The 23,132-nt window shown below is 66.8% G+C and carries 25 protein-coding genes and 2 pseudogenes; 16 read left to right on the forward strand and 11 right to left on the reverse strand.

The window, feature by feature from the left end; translation table 11 throughout:
- The first annotated feature begins 78 nt into the window (after window positions 1–78).
- The 3 genes from xseA to ACV7NQ_RS10855 are packed head-to-tail and all read left to right on the forward strand — an operon-like array spanning window position 79 to window position 1,894.
- On the forward strand, window positions 79–1,293 hold the full coding sequence (xseA, locus tag ACV7NQ_RS10845; RefSeq protein ID WP_463365621.1) for an exodeoxyribonuclease VII large subunit: 1,215 nt from the start codon (window positions 79–81) through the stop codon (window positions 1,291–1,293).
- Complete coding sequence (locus tag ACV7NQ_RS10850) at window positions 1,290–1,535, forward strand: exodeoxyribonuclease VII small subunit (RefSeq protein WP_463359505.1); 246 nt, start codon at window positions 1,290–1,292, stop codon at window positions 1,533–1,535. Before xseA ends, ACV7NQ_RS10850 begins: the two co-directional genes overlap by 4 nt.
- A 14-nt stretch (window positions 1,536–1,549) precedes the next feature.
- Window positions 1,550–1,894, forward strand: a complete 345-nt coding sequence (locus ACV7NQ_RS10855; RefSeq protein WP_463359506.1) for a VOC family protein — start codon at window positions 1,550–1,552, stop codon at window positions 1,892–1,894.
- A gap of 93 nt (window positions 1,895–1,987) precedes the next feature.
- Here the strand turns inward: ACV7NQ_RS10855 and ACV7NQ_RS10860 are convergent, their stop codons facing one another.
- Window positions 1,988–2,554 (reverse strand): DUF4245 domain-containing protein, encoded by a 567-nt coding sequence (locus tag ACV7NQ_RS10860; RefSeq protein ID WP_463359507.1) that lies wholly within the window; start codon window positions 2,552–2,554, stop codon window positions 1,988–1,990.
- 148 nt (window positions 2,555–2,702) lie between these two features.
- Here ACV7NQ_RS10860 and glpX point away from each other — a divergent pair, with 148 nt between their 5' ends.
- Together glpX and ACV7NQ_RS10870 are read left to right on the forward strand one after the other, a co-directional pair.
- Window positions 2,703–3,746, forward strand: coding sequence for a class II fructose-bisphosphatase (gene glpX / locus ACV7NQ_RS10865; protein WP_463359508.1), 1,044 nt, complete (start codon window positions 2,703–2,705; stop codon window positions 3,744–3,746).
- Between the two features lie 217 nt (window positions 3,747–3,963).
- Window positions 3,964–5,382 carry a class II fumarate hydratase gene (locus ACV7NQ_RS10870; protein WP_463359509.1) on the forward strand — a complete coding sequence of 473 codons (1,419 nt, stop codon included), beginning with the start codon at window positions 3,964–3,966 and terminating at the stop codon, window positions 5,380–5,382.
- A gap of 48 nt (window positions 5,383–5,430) precedes the next feature.
- On the opposite strand, the gene ACV7NQ_RS10875 is transcribed toward ACV7NQ_RS10870, so the two are convergent.
- From ACV7NQ_RS10875 to ACV7NQ_RS10885, 3 genes are all read right to left on the reverse strand, one after another.
- Complete coding sequence (locus ACV7NQ_RS10875; RefSeq protein ID WP_463359510.1) at window positions 5,431–6,288, reverse strand: acyl-ACP desaturase; 858 nt, start codon at window positions 6,286–6,288, stop codon at window positions 5,431–5,433.
- A 111-nt stretch (window positions 6,289–6,399) separates the two neighbouring features.
- Complete coding sequence (locus ACV7NQ_RS10880; protein WP_463359511.1) at window positions 6,400–6,897, reverse strand: LGFP repeat-containing protein; 498 nt, start codon at window positions 6,895–6,897, stop codon at window positions 6,400–6,402.
- Window positions 6,898–7,140: 243 nt separating this feature from the next.
- The gene (locus ACV7NQ_RS10885; protein ID WP_463359512.1) at window positions 7,141–8,553 is read right to left on the reverse strand and encodes a PhoH family protein; all 1,413 of its coding nucleotides are present in this window, start codon (window positions 8,551–8,553) and stop codon (window positions 7,141–7,143) included.
- A 309-nt stretch (window positions 8,554–8,862) separates the two neighbouring features.
- Here ACV7NQ_RS10885 and ACV7NQ_RS10890 point away from each other — a divergent pair, with 309 nt between their 5' ends.
- Window positions 8,863–9,135, forward strand: a complete 273-nt coding sequence (locus ACV7NQ_RS10890) for a hypothetical protein (protein WP_463359513.1) — start codon at window positions 8,863–8,865, stop codon at window positions 9,133–9,135.
- 12 nt (window positions 9,136–9,147) lie between these two features.
- On the opposite strand, the gene ACV7NQ_RS10895 is transcribed toward ACV7NQ_RS10890, so the two are convergent.
- Both ACV7NQ_RS10895 and ACV7NQ_RS10900 read right to left on the reverse strand, forming a co-directional pair.
- On the reverse strand, window positions 9,148–9,570 hold the full coding sequence (locus ACV7NQ_RS10895; RefSeq protein WP_463359514.1) for a limonene-1,2-epoxide hydrolase family protein: 423 nt from the start codon (window positions 9,568–9,570) through the stop codon (window positions 9,148–9,150).
- 20 nt (window positions 9,571–9,590) lie between these two features.
- Window positions 9,591–10,331, reverse strand: a complete 741-nt coding sequence (locus ACV7NQ_RS10900; protein WP_463359515.1) for a TetR/AcrR family transcriptional regulator — start codon at window positions 10,329–10,331, stop codon at window positions 9,591–9,593.
- 132 nt (window positions 10,332–10,463) lie between these two features.
- Between ACV7NQ_RS10900 and ACV7NQ_RS10905 the strand changes: the two are divergent.
- The 4 genes and pseudogenes from ACV7NQ_RS10905 to ACV7NQ_RS10920 all read left to right on the forward strand — a co-directional run.
- Window positions 10,464–10,631, forward strand: a pseudogene (locus ACV7NQ_RS10905) (FAD-dependent oxidoreductase); the annotation flags it as partial.
- 245 nt (window positions 10,632–10,876) lie between these two features.
- Entirely contained in the window at window positions 10,877–12,172 is a 1,296-nt protein-coding gene (locus ACV7NQ_RS10910; protein ID WP_463359516.1) for a PPE domain-containing protein, read from the forward strand.
- Window positions 12,172–12,909, forward strand: coding sequence for an ESX secretion-associated protein EspG (locus ACV7NQ_RS10915; RefSeq protein WP_463359517.1), 738 nt, complete (start codon window positions 12,172–12,174; stop codon window positions 12,907–12,909). Before ACV7NQ_RS10910 ends, ACV7NQ_RS10915 begins: the two co-directional genes overlap by 1 nt.
- Window positions 12,910–13,022: 113 nt before the next feature.
- Complete coding sequence (locus tag ACV7NQ_RS10920) at window positions 13,023–13,736, forward strand: HNH endonuclease family protein (RefSeq protein WP_463359518.1); 714 nt, start codon at window positions 13,023–13,025, stop codon at window positions 13,734–13,736.
- 403 nt (window positions 13,737–14,139) lie between these two features.
- Here the strand turns inward: ACV7NQ_RS10920 and glyA are convergent, their stop codons facing one another.
- Window positions 14,140–15,435, reverse strand: coding sequence for a serine hydroxymethyltransferase (gene glyA, locus ACV7NQ_RS10925; protein ID WP_463359519.1), 1,296 nt, complete (start codon window positions 15,433–15,435; stop codon window positions 14,140–14,142).
- Between the two features lie 166 nt (window positions 15,436–15,601).
- Window positions 15,602–16,168, reverse strand: a complete 567-nt coding sequence (locus ACV7NQ_RS10930; protein ID WP_463359520.1) for a TetR/AcrR family transcriptional regulator — start codon at window positions 16,166–16,168, stop codon at window positions 15,602–15,604.
- Between the two features lie 114 nt (window positions 16,169–16,282).
- Here ACV7NQ_RS10930 and ACV7NQ_RS10935 point away from each other — a divergent pair.
- Together ACV7NQ_RS10935 and ACV7NQ_RS10940 are read left to right on the forward strand one after the other, a co-directional pair.
- Window positions 16,283–16,489, forward strand: a pseudogene (locus ACV7NQ_RS10935) (PaaI family thioesterase); the annotation flags it as partial.
- 11 nt (window positions 16,490–16,500) lie between these two features.
- On the forward strand, window positions 16,501–16,950 hold the full coding sequence (locus tag ACV7NQ_RS10940; protein ID WP_463359521.1) for a nitroreductase family deazaflavin-dependent oxidoreductase: 450 nt from the start codon (window positions 16,501–16,503) through the stop codon (window positions 16,948–16,950).
- A 78-nt stretch (window positions 16,951–17,028) separates the two neighbouring features.
- Here ACV7NQ_RS10940 and ACV7NQ_RS10945 read toward each other — a convergent pair whose 3' ends face one another.
- Complete coding sequence (locus ACV7NQ_RS10945; RefSeq protein WP_463359522.1) at window positions 17,029–18,225, reverse strand: DUF885 domain-containing protein; 1,197 nt, start codon at window positions 18,223–18,225, stop codon at window positions 17,029–17,031.
- Between the two features lie 172 nt (window positions 18,226–18,397).
- On the opposite strand from ACV7NQ_RS10945, the gene coaA reads away from it, so the two are divergent.
- A complete protein-coding gene (gene coaA, locus ACV7NQ_RS10950) occupies window positions 18,398–19,330 on the forward strand; it encodes a type I pantothenate kinase (RefSeq protein WP_463359523.1) in 933 nt (310 codons plus the stop codon).
- A 12-nt stretch (window positions 19,331–19,342) separates the two neighbouring features.
- On the opposite strand, the gene ACV7NQ_RS10955 is transcribed toward coaA, so the two are convergent.
- Together ACV7NQ_RS10955 and ACV7NQ_RS10960 are read right to left on the reverse strand one after the other, a co-directional pair.
- Window positions 19,343–19,696, reverse strand: coding sequence for a hypothetical protein (locus ACV7NQ_RS10955; RefSeq protein ID WP_463359524.1), 354 nt, complete (start codon window positions 19,694–19,696; stop codon window positions 19,343–19,345).
- A 66-nt stretch (window positions 19,697–19,762) separates the two neighbouring features.
- A complete protein-coding gene (locus ACV7NQ_RS10960; protein ID WP_463359525.1) occupies window positions 19,763–20,551 on the reverse strand; it encodes an isoprenyl transferase in 789 nt (262 codons plus the stop codon).
- Window positions 20,552–20,757: 206 nt separating this feature from the next.
- Here ACV7NQ_RS10960 and trhA point away from each other — a divergent pair, with 206 nt between their 5' ends.
- The 3 genes from trhA to ACV7NQ_RS10975 all read left to right on the forward strand — a co-directional run bounded on the left by trhA (window position 20,758) and on the right by ACV7NQ_RS10975 (window position 23,122).
- Complete coding sequence (gene trhA, locus ACV7NQ_RS10965) at window positions 20,758–21,381, forward strand: PAQR family membrane homeostasis protein TrhA (protein WP_463365622.1); 624 nt, start codon at window positions 20,758–20,760, stop codon at window positions 21,379–21,381.
- Window positions 21,382–21,488: 107 nt separating this feature from the next.
- Complete coding sequence (locus ACV7NQ_RS10970) at window positions 21,489–21,611, forward strand: hypothetical protein (protein ID WP_463359526.1); 123 nt, start codon at window positions 21,489–21,491, stop codon at window positions 21,609–21,611.
- Window positions 21,608–23,122 carry an adenylate/guanylate cyclase domain-containing protein gene (locus ACV7NQ_RS10975; RefSeq protein WP_463359527.1) on the forward strand — a complete coding sequence of 505 codons (1,515 nt, stop codon included), beginning with the start codon at window positions 21,608–21,610 and terminating at the stop codon, window positions 23,120–23,122. Before ACV7NQ_RS10970 ends, ACV7NQ_RS10975 begins: the two co-directional genes overlap by 4 nt.
- Window positions 23,123–23,132 lie beyond the last annotated feature (10 nt).

Genomic DNA, 23,132 nt, shown 5'->3' on the forward strand with positions numbered 1-23,132 from the left:
GGCCAACCCGACCGTCCGGCTGATTCCGCCACACCGGCCGAAGCGGCGCGAGCCAATTCCGCCGAACAACCGTGGCCGGTGCGTTCGGTCGCCATCAAGGTCGCGCAATGGATCGATCGGCTCGGCAGCATCTGGGTCGAAGGCCAGATCACCCAGATCAATCTGCGTCCCGGTACTCGCACCGCGTTCCTGGTATTGCGCGATCCGTCCGCCGACATGTCGCTGTCGGTGACCTGCGACCCCGATCTCATCCGCAAATCGCCTGTGCCGCTGCAGGAAGGCAGCCGGGTGGTGGTGTACGGCAAACTCTCCTTCTTTACCGGCCGCGGCACAGTGTCGTTGCGCGTCATCGAGATTCGCCCGGTCGGCATCGGTGAACTGCTCGCCCGTATCGAACGACTGAAGGCGCTGCTGGCCGCCGAAGGCCTATTCGATCCTCGGCGCAAGCGGCGGATCCCGTTCCTGCCCAAGACCATTGGGCTCATCACCGGACGGGCCGGCGCCGCCGAACGCGATGTGCTCACCGTGGCCAGGAATCGTTGGCCCGCAGTGCGTTTCGAGATCCGCAACACCGCGGTGCAGGGACCGACCGCCGTCCCGCAGATGCTGGAGGCGCTGGGCGAACTCGACCGCGACCCGGCCGTGGACGTGATCGTGCTGGCCCGCGGCGGCGGCAGCGTCGAGGACCTGCTCGCCTTCTCCGACGAGGCACTGTGCCGCGCGATCGTGGCCGCGACCACCCCGATCGTGAGCGCCATAGGCCACGAACCCGACAACCCGCTCAGCGATCTCGTCGCCGACGTGCGCGCCGCGACGCCGACCGATGCCGCCAAGCGCATCGTGCCCGACGCGGTCGCCGAACTGGCCGGGGTGCGCGATTTGCGGGCCCGGTCCGCAGCGGCGCTGCGCGGCTGGGTCGACCGGGAGACCCGAGCCCTGGTACAGCTGCGCTCGCGGCCGGTTCTCGCCGATCCGCTGCGCGAACTCGACCGCCGCTATGAGGAAATCGAACGACTGCGCGCGGCCTCCCGGCGCACCGCCGAACACCTGATCCGCAACGAATCCACGACCACCCACCACCTGCGCGAGAAGCTGACCGCGGTGGGCCCGGCCGCTACGCTGGCCCGTGGCTACGCTGTCGTGCAGCGCGTGAACGGCACAGAGCGGCATGTGGTTCGCTCGATCGATGACGCGCAGGCAGGCAGTCAACTGCGCATCCGCGTCGCCGACGGAGCCGTGACCGCCGCCACCCTCGGCACGCAGGAACTCGGACCCCGAACAGAGAGGACATGACCTTGGCCGACCCCGGCAAGGATGCCGCCGAGATCGCCACCTTCGGCTACGAACGCGCCCGCGACGAACTGGTCAACGTCGTGAAGATGCTCGAGCAGGGCGGCATGGACCTCGACGATTCGCTCGCGCTGTGGGAGCGCGGCGAGGCGCTGGCCAACCGCTGCGAGGAACACCTGGCCGGTGCCCGCAAACGCGTCGAGGACGCGCTGTCGGGGTCCGAGACCGAATCCGAAGAGAGCTAGGCCGAAGAGTAGCCGTGACCATTCGCCGCGCGACCCCCGATATTCGCACTGATGATATGGAGCTCAGCCGCGAGTTCTATAGGCAACTCGGCTTCGAGGAGGCCATGGATCTCGGCTGGGTGGTGACGATGGCCTCCCCGTCCAACCCGACCGCACAGGTTCTGCTCGTCGGCCCGGAAGCCGAACAGCCGCAACCGAATATGAGCGTCGAGGTCGACGATGTCGAAGCCGTGCACGCCGACTTGGCCGCCGCCGGCGCCGACATCGTCTACGCACTGCGTGACGAGCCGTGGGGCGTCCGGCGCTTCTTCGTCCGGGATCCCAGCGGCAATATCGTGAACGTCGTCAGCCACCAATGACCATAGCAACGGCAATTTCAGGCACTCCCACATCCGTCAACCCATAGAGAACTGTGCCGACTGTGCGCGTGTACGCAACTGACGGAACGGGCTTCAGTGCTTCAGTGGCTGGGCGGTGCCGACTGCTCCGGCGAGCGTCTTAAAGGCGGCCTCGTTGCCCGCGCCGCCGATGAGTACGCGGGAGGCACCGAAGTCGGCGATCCAGGCGGATTCCTCGCCGGGCTCGGCGTAGACGACCCACTTTTGGTCGCCGATTTGCTCGGTGCCGCTGGCGTAGCGCGAACCGAGCACGAAGCGGGACAGGGATTCCTCGGTCGCGCTGCTCTGGGTCAGGCGCATGTAGGTGCCCTGCGGGGTGAGGAAGCCCACCGTGCTGACCGGTCCGCCGCCGGCGCCAGTGATGGTGTCGCGGCTGCCGGAGTTCGGCGCCCAACCCTCGGGCAGGCCGGGGTTGCGGATCGGGAAGGGCAGGGTGCGTGCGTCCGATGTCAGCGCCGCCGTCGCGTCGAAATTCGGAATCTTTCCCTGAGTCGGCCCCTTCGCGGCGAAGCTGCACTGGCTGGCGAGCCCGGCGAACACCACGACGATCAGCACCAACGGGAGCAGCGACCAGAGCAGGTCCCGGTAGTCGTTGAGGATGCGTGGCTTTTGGTACGACACGGTCCCAGTATCCACGCCGGGCGCCGCGCCCGGACCGTGGCATGACCAGAACGTCGGTAGCGGGTGATCTGGAACGGCAGTACCTGATCGGGAACGGTGAGGCTTCTGAGAGAATCACTGGTACAACGACCGTAGGAGGCACACCGTAATGACGGCATCTTCGCATGGAGCTAGCCGCCGCGAGGCACCGGACCGCAACCTCGCGCTCGAACTGGTCCGGGTCACCGAGGCCGGAGCGATGGCCGCGGGCCGCTGGGTAGGCCGCGGCGATAAAGAAGGTGGCGACGGCGCCGCCGTCGACGCCATGCGGCAACTGGTCAGTTCCGTGTCCATGAAGGGCGTCGTGGTGATCGGTGAGGGCGAGAAGGACGAAGCGCCCATGCTGTACAACGGCGAGGAGGTCGGCAACGGCGACGGTCCCGAGGTTGACTTCGCGGTGGACCCGATCGACGGCACCACGCTGATGTCGACGGGCTCGCCCGGCGCCATCGCGGTGCTCGCGGTCGCCGAACGCGGCGCGATGTTCGATCCGTCCGCGGTGTTCTACATGCGCAAGATCGCCGTCGGCCCCGACGCCGCCCACGTGATCGATATCGCAGCCCCGATCGGCGAGAACATTCGCCGGGTGGCGAAGGCCAAGAACCTCCTGAAGTCCGATCTCACCGTCTGCATCCTGGACCGGCCTCGGCACACCGAGCTGATCCAGGAGGTCCGCGACGCGGGCGCCCGCATCAGACTGATCTCCGACGGCGACGTCGCGGGCGCCATCGCCGCCGCGCGACCCGATTCCGGCACCGACATCCTGGTCGGCATCGGCGGCACCCCGGAGGGCATCATCGCCGCCGCCGCCATGCGTTGCATGGGCGGTGAACTGCAGGGCATGTTGGCGCCCACCGATGACGACGAGCGGCAGAAGGCGCTCGACGCCGGCCACGATCTGGACCGAGTGCTGAGCACCGAGGATCTGGTGGCCGGCGACAACGTCTTCTTCTGCGCCACCGGCGTCACCGACGGCGACCTGCTTCGCGGCGTCCGCTACTACGGCGGCGGCGCCTCCACCCAGTCGATCGTCATGCGGTCGAAGTCCGGCACCGTCCGCATGATCGACGCCTACCACCGCCTTACCAAGCTGCGCGAGTACTCCTCGGTCGATTTCATCGGCGACGAAGACGCGAACCCGCCACTACCGTAACAATTGGCAGCGCCTGCGGCGCTGCGTGTTCGCGGCCCCGAAGGCTCGCATCCGAGCGGCCGAGACTCGCGACCGCGTCGTATGCGCTTCGGCCACTCGGCTGGATCGAATTGGCCGCTCCTTCGCGCGAATATTCCCAGCGCGCCACGCCGCGGGTGTGCGTATGACCTCAGGGTGGTAGCCCCATGACGCGCGGGTGCGGCATAGGGTCGAAACCATGACGACCGAGGAGACGCAGTACCGCATCGAACACGACACCATGGGCGAGGTCCGCGTACCCGTGCACGCGTTGTGGCGGGCGCAGACCCAACGGGCCGTGGAGAACTTTCCGATCAGCGGCCGCGGCCTGGAGCGTGCGCAGATCCGCGCGCTCGGCCTGCTGAAGGCCGCGTGCGCCAAGGTGAACCGCGATCTGGGTCTGCTCGACGCCACAATGGCCGACGCGATCATCGCCGCAGCCAATGAGATCGCCGAGGGCAAGCACGACGACCAGTTCCCGATCGATGTCTTCCAGACCGGCTCGGGCACCAGCTCGAACATGAACGCCAACGAGGTGATCGCCTCGATCGCCAAGGCCAACGGCGTCACCGTGCATCCCAACGACGACGTGAACATGTCTCAGTCGTCCAACGACACCTTCCCCACCGCGACGCATGTCGCCGCCACCGAGGCCGCCATCAAGGATCTGATCCCGGCGCTGGATCATCTGCGCCTCGCGCTGCTGGACAAGTCGACCGAATGGCGCACCGTGGTGAAGTCCGGGCGCACCCACCTGATGGACGCCGTGCCGGTGACCCTCGGCCAGGAGTTCGGCGGCTACACCCGCCAGGTCGCGGCGGGCATCGAACGCGTCATGTCGGTGCTGCCGCGACTCGGCGAGCTGCCCATCGGCGGCACCGCGGTCGGCACCGGACTCAACGCACCGGCTGGTTTCGGCGCGAAAGTCGTTGCGGAGCTGGTGAAGTCGACCGGCATCGACGCGCTGACGGAAGCCAGAGACCACTTCGAGGCGCAGGCCGCCCGCGACGGACTGGTCGAAGCATCCGGCGCGTTCCGCACCGTCGCGGTGAGCCTGACCAAGATCGCCAACGACATTCGCTGGATGGGCTCGGGTCCGCTGACCGGTCTCGCTGAAATCCAGCTGCCCGATCTGCAGCCCGGCAGCTCGATCATGCCCGGCAAGGTGAATCCGGTGCTGCCCGAGGCGCTCACCCAGGTCGCCGCGCAGGTAATCGGCAATGATGCGACCGTCGCGTTCGCCGGTGCGAGTGGCGCCTTCGAGCTGAATGTCTACATCCCGGTAATGGCCCGCAATGTGCTGGAGTCGATTCGCTTGCTGGCCAACGTCTCCCGGCTCTTCGCCGACCGGTGCGTGCACGGCCTGGTCGCGAACGAGGAGCACCTGCGCACCATGGCCGAATCCTCGCCGTCCATCGTGACCCCGCTGAATTCCGCGATCGGTTACGAGGAGGCCGCCGCCGTCGCCAAGGAGGCGGTGAAGGAGAAGAAGACGATTCGCCAGACGGTGATCGATCGCGGTCTGCTCGACGAGAAATTGACCGAGGAGGAACTCGACCGCCGTCTCGATGTGTTGTCCATGGCCAAGGTCGAAATTTCGACGGAGCAGGAAAAATAGTTCAGATCCAGGACGGTGCGCGCCGCTCGCACGCCGTCCGGCAACCACTCAGTCGCGCAAGTGCGCCAGCTCGGCGCGGGCTTTTTCGCCCTCCTCGCCGAGATCGGTCCGACCGAAAATGTTCCACCGCTTCAGCAGCGGAGCGAACACCAGCTCGTCTTCCTTGGCGCGGTCATAAATGCCCGCCTCGGCCAGTACGTCGTCGCTGTTGCGACCATCGGGCAGCACGACCGACGGGACCTTGAAGTCGGCGACCCGATCGGCCACGGCCCGCATCGTCTGATCCGGGACCAGGTCGAAGGCGGCCGCGATCAGGTCGGCGAAGAAGACCGACTGCAGTTCGTCGTCGGCCGCGATGCGTTCGGCGATGGCGGTCACCATCGGGTTCTCTCCGAGCGCGGCGGTATTACGATGCCGGATCGCGGCGGCCGCCTCCTCGAACGCGCAGGTGGCGAGCACCTCGAGCAGATGCAGGGCCGGGCGCCGGAAACCCTTGGTCATATGGTCCATCCGCAACCGCTCCAGCTGGATCGGATCGACCGACCTTGTGACCATGAGGTAGTTGCGGATCATGATCTCGTGGCGATTTTCCTCGGCCGTCCAGCGACCGACCCAGCGCCACCAGGAACCGGTGCGCAGGTACTTGCCGATCTCGCGGTGATACGAGGGCAGGTTGTCGGCGATCAGCACGCTGACGGTCAACGCCAGCTTGGCGGTCTCACCGAGCTCGGATTGGTTGGGCTCCCAATCGATTCCGCCGAGGAAGCCGAAGTTCCGGCCGTCGTCCCACGGCACGTAATCGTGTGGCTGCCAGCCGTCCGCGATCTCGATGTGACGACGCAGATTCAGTTCCACCTCGTCCGCAAGCGATTCCAAGAGCTCGCGGTCGGTCAAGAGATTTTGCACTCACACAACCTAGCTGGTGGGCCCGCCGCGCGGGGATCTACGGATGGGAATTCGGTCATGAGCAGAGGACATCGGCGTCCGGAACGCGGTGGCCCCGGACGCCGGAGACGATCAGGGCTTCGGCGTGACGGTGGTGTCGCCGTCCACCCACGTAATGGTACCGCCGGTGAAATCGCTTTCCTTACCGCCCGCGATGTCCTTCTCGTCGCTGGTCGGGTAACCGAGCTTGCCGTTGGCGCCGCCTTGGTCTTCCCACGCCTTGCGGATCTCGCCCCACACGATGTGCGGGCCGATGTCCTGGTTCCAGTAGATGGTGCCGCCGGTGAAGTCCTGGTACTTACCGCCGTTCGGGGCATCCTCCTGCGCCTGCAGTGGAGCGCCGAGTGGACCGGTCGAACCGCCGGCCCGGTTGTACTTTTCGAGAGTAATGCCGGAGACGGCAATGTCGCCGCCCTCGGTGGCGATCTTCGTCTCCTCCGCGGCGCCGGAGGTTTGCTCCATGGTGTGTTCCATGGTCATCGAGATGGCGGTGGTCGAGGAGGCGTTCGAATCCTTGTTGTCATCCTTGCTGCAGCCGGTAGCCAACAGGAGGGCCGATGCCGCCAACACCGCGGTGATTCCAGCCGTTCGCCGAGCGAAGTGGTGCAATTTCCATCCTCTCGAAAGTGGCTATCCAAGACGTCCCCGAACACAGCGACGCCGGGCGTAGCCTAGGCCGAGTCCGGCAACGGACCGGCGAATCGAGAAACGACTCGCCGGACCGCTTTCGAACAGGTAACGCGCCAGATAGTACCCACAGTCTATGAGGTAAAACACACCCTGGATGGTTGCTACGCCCAGGGTGCTGCCCGATCAGGCATTGGGCCCGTACTCCTCCAGCATCTCGGTCACAAGCGCCGCGATCGGCGAGCGCTCACTGCGGGTGAGCGTCATGTGCGCGAAAAGCGGGTGCCCCTTGAGCTTTTCGATCACCGCCGCGACACCGTCGTGCCTGCCGACGCGCAGGTTGTCGCGCTGGGCCACATCGTGGGTGAGCACCACCCGCGATCCGGTGCCGAGGCGGCTGAGCACCGTCAACAGCACATTGCGCTCCAGCGACTGTGCCTCGTCCACGATCACGAACGAATCGTGCAGCGAGCGACCACGAATGTGGGTGAGCGGCAGCACTTCCAGCATGTCGCGCGCGAGCACCTCCTCCATCACCTCGCGACTGGCCAGACCGTCGAGCGTGTCGAAGACCGCCTGCGCCCACGGGCCCATCTTCTCGCTCTCGGAGCCGGGTAGGTAGCCGAGATCCTGGCCGCCGACCGCGTACAGCGGCCGGAACACCACCACCTTGCGCTGAGTGCGGCGCTCCAGCACCGCCTCCAGACCGGCGGTCAGCGCCAGCGCGGACTTACCGGTGCCGGCCCGGCCACCGAGCGAGACGATGCCGATGCTCTCGTCCAGCAGCAAATCAAGAGCTATGCGCTGTTCGGCCGAGCGGCCGTGCAGCCCGAATGCCTCGCGCTCGCGCACCAGTTGCACCCGCTTGTCCGGTGTGACCCGGCCGAGCGCGCTGGAGCTGGAGCCGAGCAGTCGAATCCCGGTATGGCAGGGCAGCTCCCTGGCCTCGTCCAGGTCGATCACGTTCTCGGAGTAGAGCTGGTCGATCTGTCCGGTGGTCACGTCGAGCTCCACCATCCCGGCCCAGCCGGAGGTGACCACGTCCTGCGCGTGGTACTCGTCGGCCTTCAATCCGACCGCGCTTGCCTTGACGCGCAACGGAATGTCCTTGGACACCAGCACCACGGAACGGCCCTCGGCCGCGAGATTGAGGGCACCGGCCAGGATTCGGGAATCGTTGGTGTCGGTGCGGAACCCGACCGGCAATACCGCGGGATCGGTGTGGTTCAGTTCCACCTGCAGGGTGCCGCCCTCGGTGCCGATCGGCACCTGCTGATCGAGCCTGCCGTGCTGAAGACGCAAGTCATCGAGCATGCGCAGCGCCTCGCGGGCGAACCAGCCCAACTCGTGGTGGTGGCGTTTTCCTTCGAGCTCGCTGATCACGACCAGCGGTAGCACCACGTGATTTTCGCCGAACCGGGTGACAGCCCAGGGGTCCGACAGTAGTACCGAGGTATCGATCACGAAGGTCTTGAGACCGGATGCGAGGGAATGCGAGGGGCGAGCCCCCGTGCTTTCCGAAACAACAGCGGCGGCATTTCCTTTCGTCACGGAGCGGGATCGCGCCGAGGAAGCGGAAACGGAGCGTGCAGCAGTCACGGTGGGCTCCTTAAGCGTCCGCGCGGCACCCGCGCGAACAATCTCGCTGGACCGGTCCGTCCTGATGGAATCCGACGTGAGTCAGATGCCACGAGGGCCGGGCGCCGGCCCTCTCGTACTGAATAGCTCAGTCACGGTTCAGGACCTCCCGTACGAGCCACACCGACGCGGCCCGCACAACCGACGCTACAGCGCAGCGCCGGTTCGGCGCTTCCGGACCGTCAGGCGTGTCGGTGAATATGTCGTTAACGTGCACCTCTCCCGTTCCACCCCACGACGCCGTCGGCGGCAGGGGATAGAGTCGCAGACATGGCCGGTAACGAGGATCTGGAGAAGCTGTCGTCCAAGGAGCTGCACGATCGGGCGGTGAAGCTGGCGGTGCGCCACGGTGACCTGAAGTACCTGTGGCAGCTGCTCACCGCGATCCCGGCCGCCGAGGCCGCCGCCGGCGATCTCGGCGAGAGCGAGGCCGACATCAAGTACGTGGTTCCGATGATCGACGACTACATCCACGCCGGCGACGGCGGAATCGCCGAGGTGTTGCGGCCGTACTACCTCGAGTACCTGATGAAGCACTCCTGAGCCGCCGACCCGTCAGCCGCGGGAGAAGATCGCGCGCCACACCCCGACGGTGGTGCCGCGCAAGCAGTTCTCCCAGCTGAAGTGGTCGTGCCACAGGATGATCCGGCCATCGCGCAGTTCGAAAGTGCCCGCGACCCAGAACGCCATCCGCACCGGACCGACCCGCAGGATGTCGGTGCGATCGGTGAGCACGATGTTCTCGTCCTCGGCCGCGATGTGATGCATCTCGACGGCGAAGCCGAACTGATCGCGATCGAGGCCGCGCAGGATGCGACGGGCCAGGCCGACGCCCACATCGGGTAACGAAGTGTTCTTCCAGACGAGCTCGGGATGCAGCAGTTCCAGCGCCTCCTCCACCGCCCCCATTCCCAGCGCCGTGAAGAATTCGCGCACCGTGATGATCGCGTCTTCGGTCAATTCGCTCTGTTCGGACATGGTTTCGATGGTATGCCGCGTCAGGTGCGGCTGGCGATGAGCACGGCGAGGCCGTCGAGCACGCGGTCGATGCCGAAGTTCAGCGCGTTGCCGGGGGCAGAGGTGTACGGCGGATTCCCGGAGTTGCTGATGTCCTGCGCGAACGCGGCGGCGACGGCGGGGTAGCGATCGCCGGCCGCGGCCATCGTCTCGGCGAATTGGCTCATGATCTGCTGTTGCGTCTCCGCCATGCCCGCGGTACGCACCTGCTGGGCCAGGCTGCGGACATGACCGTTGATCAGCACGATGCTGTCGAGTAGTTCCGGGCCGGTCAGTCCGGTGTCGGCGAGCGCGACGAGCGCGGCTTCCATCCAGCCCATCTCATTCGGGCCGATGGGCCGCGCTCCGACCAGCAGTTCGATCGCCCATGGATGCGCCTGATAGCGCTCGAAGATCGCCTCGGCCCAGCGACGCAGTCCGACCCGCCAGCGCTCTTCGGTCGAATCCGCCTGCACCGCAGCCATATCCGGCGGTGTGCCCATCCCGGTGTCCAGCATCAGCGCCATCAGCTCGGCCTTGCCCGGCACATAGCGGTACAGCGACATCTTGGTGAAGCCGAGGCGCTCGGCCAGGCGCTGCATGGACAGGTTGGCCAGTCCCTCGGCATCAGCGAGCGCGATGGCCTCGGCGACGATCCCCTCCAGCGATAGCGCGGGCTTCGGTCCGCGTTTGGGTCGCTGCTGGGTGCCCCACAGCAGTTCGATAGTGGTCGGTGTCGGCATCACCACATCCTTCCGGAGAAACGGCTTGACTTGAAACTGTGTCTACTGTACTCTATTTCGCGTCCGATAGACACAGATTCCATGGGACGCAGATTATTTATAGGGAGTCATCATGCGCAATAAACCGTTCTCATCTCCGGCGTCGGCGTCGTGGGCCCCGCACTGGCCTACTGGCTGAACCGGTACGGGTTCGCCGTCACCATCGTCGAGCGCGCGCCGTCGCTGCGGGCCGGCGGTCAGGCCATCGACTTCAAGGGCAAGACCCACTTCACCGTGCTGGAGCGGATGGGCATTCTCGACGGTTCATGCAGTCGCGCATGTTCAAACTCATGCTGAAGTACGGCGACAACGCCGCTAACGATATCGACCTGAACGATTACCCGACGCTGGTCGCCGGATCCGGTGCGAACTGACACGATCCGACGGTGCGGGTCACCTCGGCGGGGTCTGCACCGAAGGGTCCGCTGTGTTTCGATGGAACCGGAGCCGGGTCGGGTGCGTCTATAGGGTCAAGACGGCACTGACGGAAGGGCGGAGGGCTGGTCATGAGAGCAACCGACGGCGGCGCGATCACCAATCCCGAGAACGCGCACAACTTTTCGCACGGGGAGATCAAAAAGGCGTCGGAACAGATGAACCCGGCCGGGCTGGACGGCGCCTTCGATGCGTGGTCGGCCATCGCGGCGGCGGTGACCAAGGCGGGCGAGCAATTCGAGACGGCGATCCAGCAGGCGGTAGACCACCATTGGCAGGGTGCCGCCGCGGACAAGGCCGTAGCGGCCATTCGGGACTACGCCACCCGGATGAATGAGCTCGGGCAGTCCCTGGACCAGCAGTCGCAGCCGCTCTCGGCGGCGTCCGCCGCGGCGGCGCGGTTCAAGGCCGCGGTGCCGGATGTCGCGGAAGGCTCCGGCGCCCAGGGTGATCCGCAGACGCGTAATACCGCCGAAGAGCAGGCTCGCGACGATATGAACACCCTGTACATCCAGCCGTATGGGGCGACCGCACCGGAGATTCCGACGCTGCCGCCGCCGGTGCACCCGATTGCCGCGCAGCCGGGCAACACCGGAGGCATGGATGCCGGTATCGGGCCGGGTAGGCCGAATGTTGTCGACACCGACCCCTCCCATACCGGTACGCAGAACCAGAACCAGCCGGGTGGGCACAGCCAGCCAGACGAGCAGAACCACCCAGGCCAGCAGAGCAAGCCGGGCGAGCTCCGCCAACCGACCGACCAGAGCAAGCCGAGCGAAAACGGCCAGCCGACCGAGCCGAGTGCGCCCGGCGAACACGGCGAGCCGACCGAGCAGAGCAAGCCGGGCGAGGCAGGCAAACCGGAAGCAGCTGCGCCGCAGCCTGTCTCACCGGCATCGACTCAGAACAATGGTGCGCCGACCGCACCCGCAAGCACCACGCACCCGACAACACTGTCGGCGCACTGGGCGTCCAGCACAGCACAGCCGCTCGCCACGGCGACCTCGACAGCGCCTACCGCCGTCACCCCGGTCTCCCTCGACAGCCCGGCGAGCAGACCGGGTATACCGAGCCCGCCCGGCCCGGCACCGAGTTACGCCGGCGAACCCCGACCAGGGACCTCGTTCCCCGCACAGCCGGGGGCGACACCGGGAACCCCTGGGGCACAACCGGTCTCCGGCGCACCGAACCGCACCGGAGCGGTCAATGCCGCGGGATACTCGGGCGGGACGCCGCCTCGTGTCCGGCGCGGCGGAGCGGACGACGACGAACACGACTCGCCGGACTACCTCCGCTCGGCGGAGCACGGCACCGAGCTCATCGGCACGGTCGAGCCGACCGTACCGCCAGTGTTAGGGGCCGAATGATGGCGCAGTGGCTGCTGTCGGCCGAGCAATTCGCGGCCGCGTGGTTCGGAACCGGTATGGACCGCATGCCTTTTCCGTTTCGGTTCACCAGTCGATTCCTCGGCCGCAATGAATATCAGGCGTATCAGCAGCAGTTTCGGGCCGAGCTGGCGCAGGAGGACAGCCTGCCGCTGCAGCGCGCGCTGCGCGCACTCGCCCAACCCGATTGGCGCATCGAACTATTCGGCATCGACAACACCCGCGGCGCGGCCGAGATGCGGGCGATCGGCTGCGCGGTTCGCGGCGGTCCCGGCGTCATCGCCGTGCAGGCGCCCGCCGCGGACGGAGGAAAGGTGCGGTTGCGCCGCTGCCGCGTCGACCAATTGGCCACCGAGTTGGTCCGGCTGCTGCCCGACCCGCCCGTGGGCACAGGCGCCGAAAGAAGCTACCTGCTCGACGATCTCAACGATGACCGCCCCGATTCGTTCGGCACCGCGCTGGCGCGCGCGGTGCAGGACCGCTACCGCCGTTTCTGGCGGCAGCGCTGCGACGCCCGCGGCACCGCCACCGTTCTACTCGGTCCGCGCAACGCCGAGCCGCTGCGCACCGGCAAGTTGCGGTGGATCGACACCGCCGAGGGTCGCTACTGTGAGATCCCGGCCAACCGCGCCTTGATGATTCGCCCTGCGACCAGCGCGGATATCACTCGCTACCTGGACGAGGCGATCATTCGCGGCAAAGCCCGGTTGGACGGATAGACCTGCGACAACCGCTCCGCGCGCCCCGCTTCCGGACACGGCGGCCGGTGCGCCGCGCATCCGGCTCCGCTCGGGGAGCAAGCAGGTCGCGGCGGTTCGTCCCCAGTGCCTTCGTGCGCAGTGCCTCGGCCACGCTGGTGCTGGCATTGTGCGTCGCCGCCGCGGTGGCGACGCTGTGGCTCAACCATCGTGACGCCGCGTCGGCGGCGGCGGTCTCGTCGAGTGGTCGGCCGTCCGCGGCCACAGCGTTCCCGCCCGGCTCGGCGCAGGCGCGGTCGATGTTGACCGGCCTGACGGTGGCATGGAACGAGCACTGGGAGTCCTACGCCCGCAATGCTTTCGGTCCCGGGTGGGCGGGCCACGGTGGCGAACCGGTGCAGTCTGACGGCTGTACCGCCCGTCACGCGGTGTTGCGCCGCGACCTGCGCGGGGTACGGATGGCCGACCGCGATCCGTGCACGGTGTTGTCCGGCATGCTGGACGATCCCTATACCGGCACGTCGCTGCCCTACGACCGCTTCGAGGCATCCGGGCTGGAGATCGACCACCTGGTGCCGCTCGGCGACGCGTGGCGGTCGGGGGCCTGGGACTGGCCCGCGGATCGGCGCGAGCGCATCGCCAACGACGTCGACAATCTCCTCGTCGTGCAGAAGCAGGCCAATCAGGACAAAGGCAGCAAGAGTCCCGACCTGTGGCGTCCCCGGCACGAGTATTGGTGTGAGTACGCCCGCCGCTGGATCGCGGTGAAGAACCGCTACGCCCTGCACGTCACGCCACCGGAACGCGATGCGCTCAGTGACATGCTCGACGCCTGCCCGGCGAACTGAGCCACCCGGAAACTGTCAACTTCTACGACGAGGCAAGGCGAACTGCTCACCGATAGCGATTACGAGTACCTGCTGCGCCGGGATGACGACAAACTCCTCGCCTACGTCGCGATCGACGAGATGGACAAAATGACAAAACTGGCCGCCGCCAAGGCAATCACGATTCCGACGGCGCCGTCCCTATCCACTACGCCTTCACCAGCGGTCCGCTCGGTAACCGCCTGATCACCAAGTCCGACCGCTGCATCGTGACCGCTTCGCACCGGGGCAGGTCGCGCCGCGCCGCTTGAGGCCGAGTGCGGCCTCGCCGATGGCCACATAGACGCCGCCCGTGGGTGCGTCCTCCGGCCGGACACTTCCGCAACGGCCAACATAGCTATCGGACGTCCAGCAGGTGAGTGGCTCAGCCGAGCAGGTTCCAGTCCTCCAGGCCCTGGTAGAGCGGGAGGTCGCGGGCCAGCTTGGTGACACGGGCGCGCAGCGACTCGGCATCGCAGCCGCCCGCCAGTGCGGTGGCGATGATGTCGGCGACCTCGGTGAACTCGGTGTCGCCGAAGCCGCGGGTGGCCAGCGCGGCGGTGCCGATGCGCAGGCCGGAGGTGACCATCGGCGGGCGCGGGTCGAACGGAACGGCGTTGCGGTTCACCGTGATTCCGATCTCGTGCAGCAGATCCTCGCCCTGCTGGCCGTCGAGTTCGGAGCTGCGCAGATCGACGAGCACCAGGTGCACGTCGGTCCCGCCAGTGAGCACGCTGATGCCCCTGCCCTTGACGTCGGCGCCGCCGAGGCGCTCGGCCAGGATCTTCGCGCCGGACAGAGTGCGCTCCTGACGCTCCTTGAATTCGGCGCCGCCCGCGATCTTGAAGGCGACGGCCTTCGCGGCGATCACATGCATGAGCGGGCCGCCCTGCTGGCCGGGGAACACCGCGCTGTTGAGCTTCTTCGCGTATTCCTGCTTGGCCAGGATGAGGCCGGAGCGCGGACCGCCGAGGGTCTTGTGCACGGTGGAGGACACCACATCGGCGTGCGGCACCGGCGAGGGGTGCAGGCCCGCGGCGACCAGACCGGCGAAGTGCGCCATGTCCACCCACAGGTAGGCGCCGACCTCGTCTGCGATCTCACGGAACGCGGCGAAATCCTGGTGCCGCGGGTAGGCCGACCAGCCGGCGACAATGACCTTCGGCCGTGCGGCGAGCGCGGTCTTGCGCAGCTCGTCCATGTCGATGCGGTGGTCTTCCTTGCTGACACCGTACGAGTGCACCTCGTAGAGCTTGCCGGAGAAGTTCAACCGCATGCCGTGGGTCAGGTGACCGCCGTGCGCGAGGTCGAGACCGAGCAGCTTGTCGCCCGGCTCCATCAGCGCCATCAGCACCGCGGCATTCGCCTGCGCGCCGGAATGCGGCTGCACATTGGCGAATTCGGCGCCGAAGAGTTCCTTGGCGCGATCGCGGGCGAGGGTCTCGACGACGTCGACGTGCTCGCAACCGCCGTAGTAGCGACGCCCCGGGTAGCCCTCGGCGTACTTGTTGGTGAGCACACTGCCCTGCGCCTGCAGTACCGCGCGCGGCACGAAGTTCTCGGAGGCGATCATTTCGAGGGTGTCGCGTTCGCGGGCGAGTTCGCCTGCCATCGCGGCAGCAAGCTCCGGATCGAGCTCACCGAGGGACTGAGTATTGACAGAGGCGGTCGTCTGCGTCACCTGCCCAGTCTATTGGCCGCTGGTACACCCACCGGCACGGGGTTCACCCGCGCCGAAACGTCCGCGAGTGGCACACCCTGGTGATCCCTTCTCGACCTTTGCCGCAGCCATGTGCCACTCGACGATGTGGCTTTGGGTTAGGCGTTCGCTGGAGAAGCGGGGGTGGCTAGGGGGGAATTGCGGCGGCTAGGAGGGTTACCAGGTGGGCTTGGGCGTCATCTAGTGGCTGGGTGGATTTTAGTGCGCGGGATTGGACTATCGCGCCTTCGATGGCGCTGATGATGAAGCCTGCCAATGATTTTGCTTGGACGGCGGGCAGGCCCTTGCCTGTGAGGGCGGTGGCGAGGTGGTCGGCCCAGTCGCCGAGGGCGGCACCGGCGGCCGCCTGCACTCGGGGCTCCGATTCGGCGAGGGCGGCGCCGACGATCGGGCAGCCCGCGGTGAAGGAGCTCTGTTCGAGGACGAGCTTCCACCATCCGATGAGCGCGGCGAGCCACTGTTCGGGCGGGCCGGCGGCGGTGACCTCGTCGATGACTGCGGTCATCCGGTCACCGGCGATCTTGGTCGCGGTCTCGACCAGCTCGCTCTTGCCGGACGGGAAGTGCTGGTACAGCGAGTTGCGCGAAGCGTGGCTGCGGTCGAGCAGGGCGGCCAGCCCGGCGGCGTGCACGCCCTGTTCGCGGACCAGCTCGATGGCGCTCTCGATCAACCGGGCGCGTGGGCCTGCGGTCATCGGCGTCTTTCCTCCTTCACGGTTGCGTGAACCGATCGGTCCATGCTCCAATTATGACAGATGTGGACCGATCGGTTCATCGGAAGGATGGGATCTCATGACCGTTTACGCCGAACTCTCGACGCCGGTGTTGGCTACTCGACGCTGGAACTGAAGGTCAACTACATCCGCGCGGTCCCGACCGACGGCCGCCGACTCACCGCGACCGGCACCACCATCCACGTCGGCCGCACCACCGCCACCGCCGAGGGCCGGGTCGTGGACTACCAGGGCCGCCTGGTCGCGCACGCCACCACCACCTGCGTCATCTTCCGTCGATGAAAGAGAACCCCATGAGTGAACCCACCACCGCCGCCACCCTGCGCAAGTTCCGCCGCGAACGGTTCATCGGCCGCTACCTGGCCAACCCCACCGTGGCACTACTGGACCGCATCGGCATCCGCTCCGCGCTGATCGCCGAATTGGAGACCATCGGCGCGAAAACCGGTCAGCCGCGCCGGGTTCCGGTCACTGTCTCCGTCGACGACGAGGGCGCCTGGGTCGTTTCCCAACACGGCCACCGCGCGGGCTGGGCTCGCAATATCGCCGCCGACCCGCGCGTCCGGCTGCGCCAGGGCAAGCGCTGGTACACCGGCACCGCGGCCTTCGTCCCCGACGACGATGTGGTCGCGCGGGCACGCAGCTTCGCCAGGGGCCGCATCCCGGTCTCCGCCACCGAGTGGACCATGAAAGCGCTGGAGACCCAGCCCATCTCGGTCCGAATCACCTTCACGGCAGCCTGACGGCCGACGCCGCACCCTTTGCACCCTTCTTGGCGTCCACATAGCGTGCGAAGCCCGAGAAGGGTGCGGTGCTGCGGGTTACGTGCGGCGGAGGGCGCCGGGGGTGAGGGGTTCGTCGAGCAGGCGGCGGAAGCGGTCGGCGCGATCAACCCCGGTCGAGGCGCGGTCGAGCCAGTCGCCGAGCAGTCGGTAGCCCTCGACATAGGTGCTGATGTAAGCGCGCCACAGCGGTGAGGACAGGAAACGCAGGGACTGGCGGGCCCGTTCGGGGGTGGACAGGTTCCAGCGCTGCAGGAACTCGGCGACCTCATCGGCGTCCCGATGCCGGTCGTGCAGCAGCAGCGCGGCGTCCTGGCGCACCCCGAGCAGCTTGGCCGAGGCCGTCGAGAGTCGTTCGGCGCGTTCACCATCGAAGCGCAAGCCCAGGTCGGCATAGATCTCCTGCGCCCACTTACCCCAGCGCGGCCCTACGATCGAGCCCAACGCCAGGTCGGCGAGGCCCTCCGCCATCAGGCACTGCGGCGTATTCACCAGGAACAGGGTCTGTTCGTCGTGCCCGGCCGACACCAATCCGGCCTCCTTGCGGCAGTGCTCGGTGTGGTGGCCGGGATAGGACTCGTGCGCGATCAGGTGCGGCAGGCTCGCCATGTGCTGCTCGAGATCGGAGTTGATCGCGACGCGGGACTGGTAATTGCCCAGGTAGTAGTTGAACCCTGACCATGGTTTGTCACCAACCACCTCGTAGCTGACGTGCTCGTTATCGGGCAGCGAATAGCGATCCCGCACCAACTCGCGCAGCGCGCTGGAAAATGCCTCGACGCACGCCGGCAATCGTTCCGGCGGAATCTCGTCGGCCTTGCGGTGTGCGGCGATCCGCTCGGCCAGCGGGCCATCACCCGCGAGCACCTCGTCCAGCTGCCGGTGCGCGTCGCGATAGTCCTCGACATCGCCGAGGGTGATGTCGACATCGAAGTACGCCGCCACCTCATCGACGAATCCGATCTCTTCCCCGGCGAACTTGCGACCCGAACATTCCATCGCCCGCAGGTGCACATCCAGGAACTCCGAACGCTCCGGCGCAAGCCCGGCCGCGGGCAGTTCGGTGCGCAGCGCGGCGGCCCGACGCGCCAGCTCGCGTGGCTGTGGCGCGGACGCGTTCCGTACCACGCGGCGCAGCGCCGGATCACCGGTATAGGCGTCGACAAAGCCTTCCTCCAGGCGATCGAAAGCGAGGCCGAGCCGGAGGTACTCGGTTACGAGCGGATGCGCTTCCATGCCCGCCGACATTAGCCGCTGACAGCACCGGCATCGACTCGGTTACCAGTGGGTAGCAGCACCCCGTGTTTCACACGATGTTGACGCAGAGCAGAATTCGGCTATGCGGCGAGAGTTAGACCGAATCTCACAGTGCAGGCACGCGTGTTTGCCTGAACGGAGCGTCGGGTAAGTGGCACGAATGAGCGAGCCGAGCCCGTATGTCGAATTCGACCGGAGCCAGTGGCGAACCCTGCGTAAGTCGACTCCCCTGGTGCTCACCGAGGAAGAACTGATCGGCCTTCGCGGCCTCGGCGAACAGATCGACCTGGAAGAGGTCGCCGAGGTCTACCTCCCGCTCGCTCGCCTCATCCACCTGCAGGTGGCCGCCCGCCAGCGACTGTTCGCCGCGACCGCCACCTTCCTCGGTGAGAAACACCCCGACCAGCAGGTGCCATTTGTGATCGGCGTCGCAGGCAGCGTCGCGGTCGGGAAATCCACCACCGCCCGCGTGCTGCAGGCGCTGCTGGCTCGTTGGGACCACCACCCGCGTGTGGATTTGGTCACAACCGATGGATTTCTCTATCCCACAGCGGAACTGACCCAGCGCGGCATCATGCATCGCAAGGGTTTTCCGGAAAGCTACGACCGCCGCAAACTTCTACGCTTCGTCACCGAGGTGAAATCCGGCGCCCCCGAAGTCTGTGCGCCGGTGTATTCGCACATCTCCTACGATATCGTGCCAGGCGAGTTCCACTGCGTGACCCAGCCCGACATTCTCATCGTGGAAGGGCTCAACGTTCTGCAGACCGGTCCGCGCTTGATGGTCTCGGACCTGTTCGACTTCTCGATCTATGTCGACGCCCGCATCGAGGACATCGAGAAGTGGTATGTGCAAAGGTTTCTCACGCTGCGCCAAACCGCATTCGCCGACCCCGATGCGCATTTCCACCACTACTCCGGTTTCACCGACGAGCAAGGGACCGCAGCGGCACAGGAGATCTGGAACTCGACCAACCGCCCCAACCTGGTGGAAAACATTCTGCCGACCCGCCCCCGCGCGACTCTCGTCTTGCGTAAAGACTCCGACCATAGCATCAATCGGCTGCGACTGCGCAAGCTGTAAGCGCGGTTCGCACTACAGTTTCCAAGCCGCGTCCAGCCGGGCCGCCACGTCGATATCGCGGGCCGCGGCGATATTCGGTTTCCGAATCTCCTTGGCGATATAGCGGGCGACGAAACGCCTTATCTCGTGGTCGACGCTGGCCAGGATGCGCAGCAGCTGCCCGCGCTTGGTGTCGGTGGCCACGTTGATCCGGACGTCGCTCGGGCGGGGTTCGGCGATGTCGATGACGACACGCAGCGGCCGCGCGGTGCGGGCGGTGATGTGCAGGTGGATGTTGCCCTCGACCTCGAAGCGATGCCGGTCCACGGCCAGATCGCTGAGCATGTGGACGCTCAGCGGGATGCTCAGTTCGAACGAGATGTACACATGAGACCGCACGGTACGCGAGAAGCGACGCGCCGGAACTGGATTCGCGAAGCTGTGGCCGAGCGGTCAGATACCGAAGCGGCGATGTCTCGCTGCGAAGTCGCGTAGTGCGCGTAGGAAATCCACCCGGCGGAACTCCGGCCAGTAAGCCTCGGTGAACCATATCTCCGAGTACGCGCTCTGCCACAGCAGGAAGCCGGAAAGCCGCTGCTCACCGGAGGTGCGGATGACCAGGTCCGGGTCCGGCTGGCCGGAGGTGTACAGGTGCTGGCCGATGGCGTTGACCGTGATCGATTGCACCAAATCCTCGCCCGTCTCGCCCGCCGCCATCTCCTGGCGGACCAGCTTGCGGACGGCGTCGGCGATCTCCTGCCTGCCGCCGTAGCCCACCGCCACGTTGACGTGCACTCCGTCGCGCCCGATGGTGCGTTCGGCGGCGGTGCGCAGCCGCTTGGCGATCAGCTCGGGGAACCCGTCAAGCGAGCCGACGATGCGCACGCTCCAGTTCTGCTCGGGCGCGGACAGTTCCTCGACGACATCGGTGATCACCTCGAAGAGGGTCTCCAGCTCGTCCGGATCGCGCTGCAGGTTCTCCGTCGAGAGCAGGTAGACGGTCACCATCTCGATGCCCTCGTTGGCACACCAGCCGACCAGTTCGGCGATCTTCAGCGCACCGACCCGATGGCCGTGACTGACATCGGTGAAACCGTTCTCCCTGGCCCAACGACGATTGCCATCGCACATCACCGCGACGTGCCGGGGATGTTGTTTGCCGGCCAGCTGCTTGGACAGCCGCGCCTCGTAGATGCGGTATGGCAAACCACGCACCTGACTCGGAAACTCCACGGCGACCAACAGTACGCCTCAGCGGCAGGATCCCGGCAGCGACCGTGGGTCCCGTACAGTCGGCGGTGAGCCGAAACTTACGGTACCGTAGGTTACTCGCGGGTGTCACTAGGAGGTAACTCGTGTCCGAATCGATCGGCACCGCCGCCGCGGCGCCACTCGGAGGTGCGGACACGGCGGGCGAATCGCTGGCGGCCGAGCTCGGCAAGCCCCGGATGCGCGGCTGGATTCACACCTGGGCCGTCGGCATCGCGGCGGTCGCCGTGATCGCGCTGGTCGCCGAGGCCGCCACCGTTTCGGCGACGGCGGGCTGGTCCACCCTGATCTACGGGCTGACCGTCTGCGGGCTGTTCGGCATCAGCGCCGTCTACCACCGGATCACCTGGGCAACCCCGCAAACCCGTATTCGGATGAAGCGCGCCGACCATTCGATGATCTTTCTATTCATCGCGGGCAGCTACACCCCGTTCGCCCTGCTCGGCCTGCCGGGGCGCACCGGACAGACGCTGCTACTGGTGGTGTGGGTCGGTGCGCTGGCCGGTGTCGCGCTGAAACTGCTGTGGCCGACCGCGCCACGCTGGGTCGGCGTACCGCTGTATCTGCTGCTCGGCTGGGCCATCGTGCCGGTGGCCGGTCAGCTGAACTCGCACGTCGGCATCGCGCCGCTGATCCTGCTGCTGATCGGTGGACTCGTCTACAGCGGTGGCGCGATCCTCTACGCCACAAGATGGCCCAATCCGTGGCCGATGGTGTTCGGCCATCACGAGTTCTTCCACGCCGCAACGGTGCTCGCGGCGCTGTGCCATTACGTTGCGATCTGGTTGGTCATACCGCGCTGACCGGCCGGAACGGCTCAGCTGATCGGACCGGAACGAGAAAAGCGAACATCATGAACGTCCCCATTTCTCGGTTCCGGCAATGGCAATAAGTCGGGAAACTGCCGTTGGTGGTCGCACTGGTTCTATGCTGCTCGTTCGTGTTCCTCGTCGCTGCGTTCGGCAGCGTTGTGCTGCCGGTAAAGGCGATCGTGATGAATCTGCCGTCGCGACCGGGTGTGCGCACACCGTGATCGCCAAGCTCGTCGTCTGGGCGCTCGAGGCGCGCTGGGGTTTGGCGGCGGTGGTGATCACCGCCAACCTCAGCGGCCTCGCGGTGATTGTCACCGAGCTGTGGCTCAGCGGATTCCTCGGCAGGCTCGGCGAGGACTGGATGCACACCATGGCACTGGTGGGGATCTATCCCGCGGTGGGCTTCCTGGTCGGCGTCGGTCTCGCCATCCGCGACCGGTCCGTGTACTTCGGCTGGCTCGACGAGTTGCGCAAACCCACCGAGCGGGAAGCGCGGCGGCTGCTGAATCTGCCGATCGCGATCACCGCGCGGGCGCTGGCGCTGTGGATCCCCGGCGTGATCGTGGCCGCCGCGATGTTCTCCCATCTGACCGCGCACAACGACCCGGCGGTAACGGCGGTGCTGTTCACCCTCGGCGCGTTCGAGTCGGCGGCGCTGACATTCCTGATCGTCGACCGGCTGATTCGGCCGACCATTCCGGTGGTGGCGTCGGTGCTCGGCGGTGCGATGCACTGGAGTTCGTCGGTGCTGGTCCGGGTGGTGGTGACCTGGGCGGTGGCAGGGGCCATGCCGCTGCTCATGCTGATCGTGGTGCTCGCCGATCCGGCTTCAGGCGCACCCGACCGCATCCGGACCGCCATCTACCTGTCCGGCGTCGGCATCGGGGTCGGCGCATTGGCCACCGCGTTCCTCGCCCGCGCGGTCGCCGCGCCGATGCGTATACTGCGGCGCGCGTTGGATCGGATTACTAAGGGCGAGTTCGACGTCCGAGTGCCGGTGGGCAGCACCAGCGAGATCGGGCGGTTGGAGAACTCGGTGAACGAGCTGGCCGCCAATCTGCGCGAACGCGAACGGATGCGGGATGTGTTCGGCCGCCACGTCGGCGCCGAGGTGGCCGAACGCGCGCTCGCGGGCGGAGTGGACCTGACCGGCGATGTGCGCGTGGTGTCGGCGCTGTTCGTCGATGTCACCGGCTCGGTCGAGCTGTCCAACGGGCTGGCGCCGCAGCAGTTCGTCGCCAAGCTCAACCGGCTGCTCTCGATCGTGGTCGCGGCCACCGAGGAGAACAACGGCCTGGTCAACAAGTTCGAGGGTGACGCGGCGCTGTGCATCTTCGGCGCGCCGATCGCGTTGCGGGACAACGCGACCCCCGCTCTGCGCGCGGCCCGCCGCATCCGCGACGAGGTGCTCGCCACCGGGGAGCTCGATATCGGCATCGGCGTCGCCCGCGGCCCGGTCTTCGCCGGCGACGTCGGCACCGACACCCGCCTGGAATACACCGTCATCGGCGACGCCGTGAACGAGGCCGCCCGCCTGACCACCGAGGCCAAGAAAGTCCCCCGCCGCATCCTGGTGAGCGGCGCGGTAATCGAGGCCGCGGCGCCGCACGAGCGGTCGAAATGGACACTCTACGAGAACATCCTGCTGCGCGGCATGGCGGAACCGACGCCGTGCTGGACCGACGCCGACACCTCCGCGGCGGTGACCGCGATGACGTCGCCGCCAACCTGAATAGTGGTCT

The organism is Nocardia sp. Tas62D01 (assembly GCF_055232035.1).